The following is a 3,648-nucleotide window of genomic DNA, read 5'->3' as shown; positions in this document are numbered from 1 at the left end:
GGCGACGCACACCTGCCGCCAGCGCGTCGCGGGCCATCTCCAGCATCAGCAGCGGCGCCGCCGGGTCGGCCGCGGTCAATGCCCGCTTGGCCGCGTCGATCGCATCGCTGGCCAGATCGGCTTCGCTGCCGAGCTGGCCGCGCAGCATGCGCTGGTGATGGTCGAGCTGCCGTTCCACGTGCGGGTCCAGGCCGCCGCCGGCGTGGCGGCGGATCAGCGACAGGGTGATCTCGGTGCGCAGGTAGGTCTCGCGCAGCCGCGCCCGGCCTTCGTTGTCGTAAGTGTCGTTCATGACCTGATGCTGTCCGTCGGCGGTTGCAGGGGATGAGACGGCCCGGCCGGGCAGGCGCGCAGTCTGGGATGCGCAGATGACAGCCGTGCGCCCCGGCGGCGGACATGCGGATGACGTTCGCGACCGGTTCATCGACGTCGACGCGGCGTGTGCGCGGCGGTGGCCATTGCTGCCATCAGGCTGGCAGCAGCACCGGCGCAGGCTGTCATGGTGCGATCGGCACGGTGCGGGAGCAGGGTCATGGCGGGCGTGGGCACGACGGGCTGGGAAGCCTTCATGCAGGGATTGAACGCGGCGGCGCTGGACATGGCCGGGGGCGCCCACGCACTGGTGCCCGCGGGCGAGTGGCCCTGGCGGGGCGGACCGCGGCGGCCGGGCCTTCCCTGCGCCGCGGACGGCTCGCCGGTCAACGCCGGCGGTGTCGCCGGAATCGTCAGGAGCGCCGGATGAGCGGGCCCACGTTCGCATCGATGACCACGCCGTCCGTGGCCGTCGCCGGGCATTGGGCCGATGCCGTGGTCGAGCTGCGCCAGTACACCCTGCATCCGGGCACGCGCGACACCCTGGTCGGGCTGTTCGAGCGCGAGTTCGTCGAGTCGCAGGAGGCGGTCGGCATGCATGTGATCGGCCAGTTCCACGACCTCGACCGTGCCGACCGCTTCGTCTGGCTGCGCGGCTTCGCGTCGATGCGGGTCCGCGAACGCGCGCTGGGCGCGTTCTATGGCGGTCCGGTCTGGCAGCGCCATCGCGACGCCGCCAACGCGACCATGATCGATTCCGACGACGTGCTGCTGCTGCGCCCGGTGGCGGCGGGTTCGGGCTTCGCGGCCGCGGACCCGCGTCCGGCCGATGCCGGTGCCGGCATGGCCGACGGGTCGCTGGTGGCTGGCATCTGCCGGCTCGCGCGCCCGGCCGACCAGGGGTTCGCCGCCGTGTTCGAGGCGCGGCTCGCGCCGTTGCTGGCGCGCCACGGCGCCTCGCTGCGCGCGCGCTACATGACCGAAGCGGCCATCAACACCTTTCCGCGCCTGCCGGTGCGCGAGGGCGAGCAGGCGTTCGTCTGGTTCGCCGGTTTCGCCAGCGACGCCGCCCGGATCGGGCACCTGGACGCACTCGCCCGCGATCGGCAGTGGCGGGCCGCGCTCGACGACGCGCGCGCCACCGGGCTGCTGGCGCCGCCGGACTGGCTGCAGCTGCGCGCCACCCCGCGATCGGAGCAACGCTGATGACCGCCACCGCTTTTCCCGTCCTCCCGTATGCCGCGATTGAGCCGGCCTCATCTGCCTGCGAAGATGCCGCATGCGCCGCGCCGACCGCCTGTTCCTGTTGATCCATGCCCTGCGTGGCCGCCGCAATGCCATCACCGCCCAACGTCTCGCCGAGACGCTCGAGGTCTCGCTGCGCACGGTCTACCGCGATGTCGCCGACCTGCAGCGCTCGGGCGTGCCGATCGAGGGCGAGGCCGGCGTCGGTTATCTGCTGCGCAAGGGTTCGGACATCCCGCCGCTGATGTTCACGCCCGACGAGCTCGAAGCCCTGGTGGTCGGTTCGCGCTTCGTCCGCGCCTTCGGCGGCGAGCGGCTGGGTCGCGGCGCGACCACCGCGCTGCTGAAGATCGAGGCGGTGCTGCCGCCCGAGCTGCGCGCCAGCAGCGAGCGCTCGCGGATCTTCGCGCCCGAGGTCGAGCGGCTGGAAACCAGCGGCATCATCGACGCGTTGCACGATGCGGTGACCGCGCGCCAGGTGCTGCGGATCGACTACCGCGACGAGAGCGGCCGCGGCAGCGCGCGCGAGGTCGAGCCGCTGTGCCTGGCGTTCTGGGGCGGCAGCTGGACCCTGGGCGCCTGGTGCCGGTTGCGCAGCGACTTCCGCAGCTTCCGTCCCGACCGCATCGTCGAGTACAGCGGCACCGGCGAGATCTTCGCCGACGAGCGGTCGCGCGGCCTGCAGGCCTATCTCGACGCGATGGGCGTCAGCCCCGCCTGAGACCGCCGCCGCGGACCCGCGGCGGCGCGATTGCAACCAAGCGCCCGTTCCGCGCATCCCCTGTTTGGTCGCGCCAGCCCCCGGTTCGTCGCCTGCCCCCTTCCGGCGCGCGGTGTGCTGGCTATGCTCGGCCCATCGCCCACCCCGACCGCCTGCCGCCATGACCCTGCAGATCGTCTTCATCGCCCGTCGCCTGCTCGCCTGGGGCCTGCTGTTGCTGCTGGCGGCGATGGTCTGGGACTCGCTGCCGCTGCCGAACGTCATGCCGTTCTTCTTCCTGTTCGTGGTCGCGGCGGCGTTCGTGGTCACGCTGGGTTTCTCGCACCTGCGGCGGGTGCGGATGATCGCCGGGCACCTGGACGCCTCCACCGTCTCCAACCGCCAGCGTCGCCAGGTCGAGATTCCGCTCGATGCCGAGGAAGCGTTCGCGGTGGTGGACGCGGCGATCCGCGACCTGCCCAACGTGGAAGGCGTGGAAAGCGCGCGCGACAGCCTGCAGCTGCGCGCCCGTGCCGGCGGCGCGGCCCCGCAGGACGGCGACTGGACGGTGCGGCTTGGCCGCTTCTTCAACGACCTGTTCCGCACCCGCCGCAACCGCATCCTCGCCACCATCGCCCCCGGCGATGCGATCAGCAGCGCGACCGTGATCTGCGAGCCGGAGAGCGACGCCTGGAACGACTGGTTCCGGGTCGACGACGGCACCAACCTGGAAAACGTGGAAGCCATCACCCGAGCCATCACCCGTCGTGTCTCCGAGCGCCGCCGCAGCGAACAGGCCGCCGCCCGCCAGACTGCGACCGAAAAGGAGTTGACCGTGGCCAAGCTGAGCCTGCTGCACGCGCAGGTCGAACCGCACTTCCTCTACAACACCCTGGCCAGCGCGCAGGTGCTGACCCGGCACGATCCGCAGCGCGCGGACCTGATGCTCGGTCACCTGATCGAATACCTGCGGCGCTCGCTGCCGCGCACCGACGAGGCGGTCTCGACCCTGGGCGCGGAGCTGGAACGCTCGCAGGCCTACCTGGAGATCCTGAAGCTGCGCATGGGCCCGCGCCTGCAGGTGCAGCTGGACGTGCCCGACGATCTGCGCGCGACCCCGCTGCCGCCGATGATGCTGCAGACCCTGGTCGAGAACGCGATCAAGCACGGCCTGGAGCCCAAGCCCGGCGGCGGCACCGTGTGGCTGCTGGCGCGCGCCAGCGAGCGCAAGCTGGCGGTCACCGTCGCCGACGACGGCATCGGCTTCGGCGGCGAGGACGGCGGCCGGAAGACCGCCGGCACCGGGATCGGCCTGAAGAACGTGCGCGAGCGCCTGCGCCTGGTCTACGGCGACAGCGCCCTGTTGTCGGTGGTGGCCAACTTCCCGCAGG

Annotated in this window: 4 protein-coding genes; 3 read left to right on the top strand and 1 reads right to left on the bottom strand. The window is 72.1% G+C overall.

The window, feature by feature from the left end:
- Positions 1 to 292: hypothetical protein (locus FKV24_RS19220; RefSeq protein WP_170288235.1), on the bottom strand; the 292-nt coding region annotated here is incomplete at its 3' end.
- A 446-nt stretch (positions 293 to 738) separates the two neighbouring features.
- On the opposite strand from FKV24_RS19220, the gene FKV24_RS06630 reads away from it, so the two are divergent.
- The 3 genes from FKV24_RS06630 to FKV24_RS06620 all read left to right on the top strand — a co-directional run.
- Positions 739 to 1,518, top strand: a complete 780-nt coding sequence (locus FKV24_RS06630) for an NIPSNAP family protein (RefSeq protein ID WP_211371808.1) — start codon at positions 739 to 741, stop codon at positions 1,516 to 1,518.
- A 73-nt stretch (positions 1,519 to 1,591) separates the two neighbouring features.
- On the top strand, positions 1,592 to 2,278 hold the full coding sequence (locus FKV24_RS06625) for a helix-turn-helix transcriptional regulator (RefSeq protein ID WP_141481821.1): 687 nt from the start codon (positions 1,592 to 1,594) through the stop codon (positions 2,276 to 2,278).
- Between the two features lie 160 nt (positions 2,279 to 2,438).
- Positions 2,439 to 3,648, top strand: a 1,210-nt coding sequence (locus FKV24_RS06620; protein WP_141481820.1) for a sensor histidine kinase, incomplete at its 3' end; no start/stop codon positions are given.

The organism is Marilutibacter maris, from assembly GCF_006546735.2.
Classification (GTDB): Bacteria; Pseudomonadota; Gammaproteobacteria; order Xanthomonadales; family Xanthomonadaceae; genus Marilutibacter; species Marilutibacter maris.
This window is presented reverse-complemented; position numbering and strand designations above follow the sequence as displayed.

Excerpts from the sequence above, each read along its gene's own strand:
- FKV24_RS06630 (WP_211371808.1), top strand. The coding sequence starts at position 739 with ATGAGCGGGCCCACGTTCGCATCGATGACCACGCCGTCCGTGGCCGTC.
- FKV24_RS06625 (WP_141481821.1), top strand. The coding sequence starts at position 1,592 with ATGCGCCGCGCCGACCGCCTGTTCCTGTTGATCCATGCCCTGCGTGGC.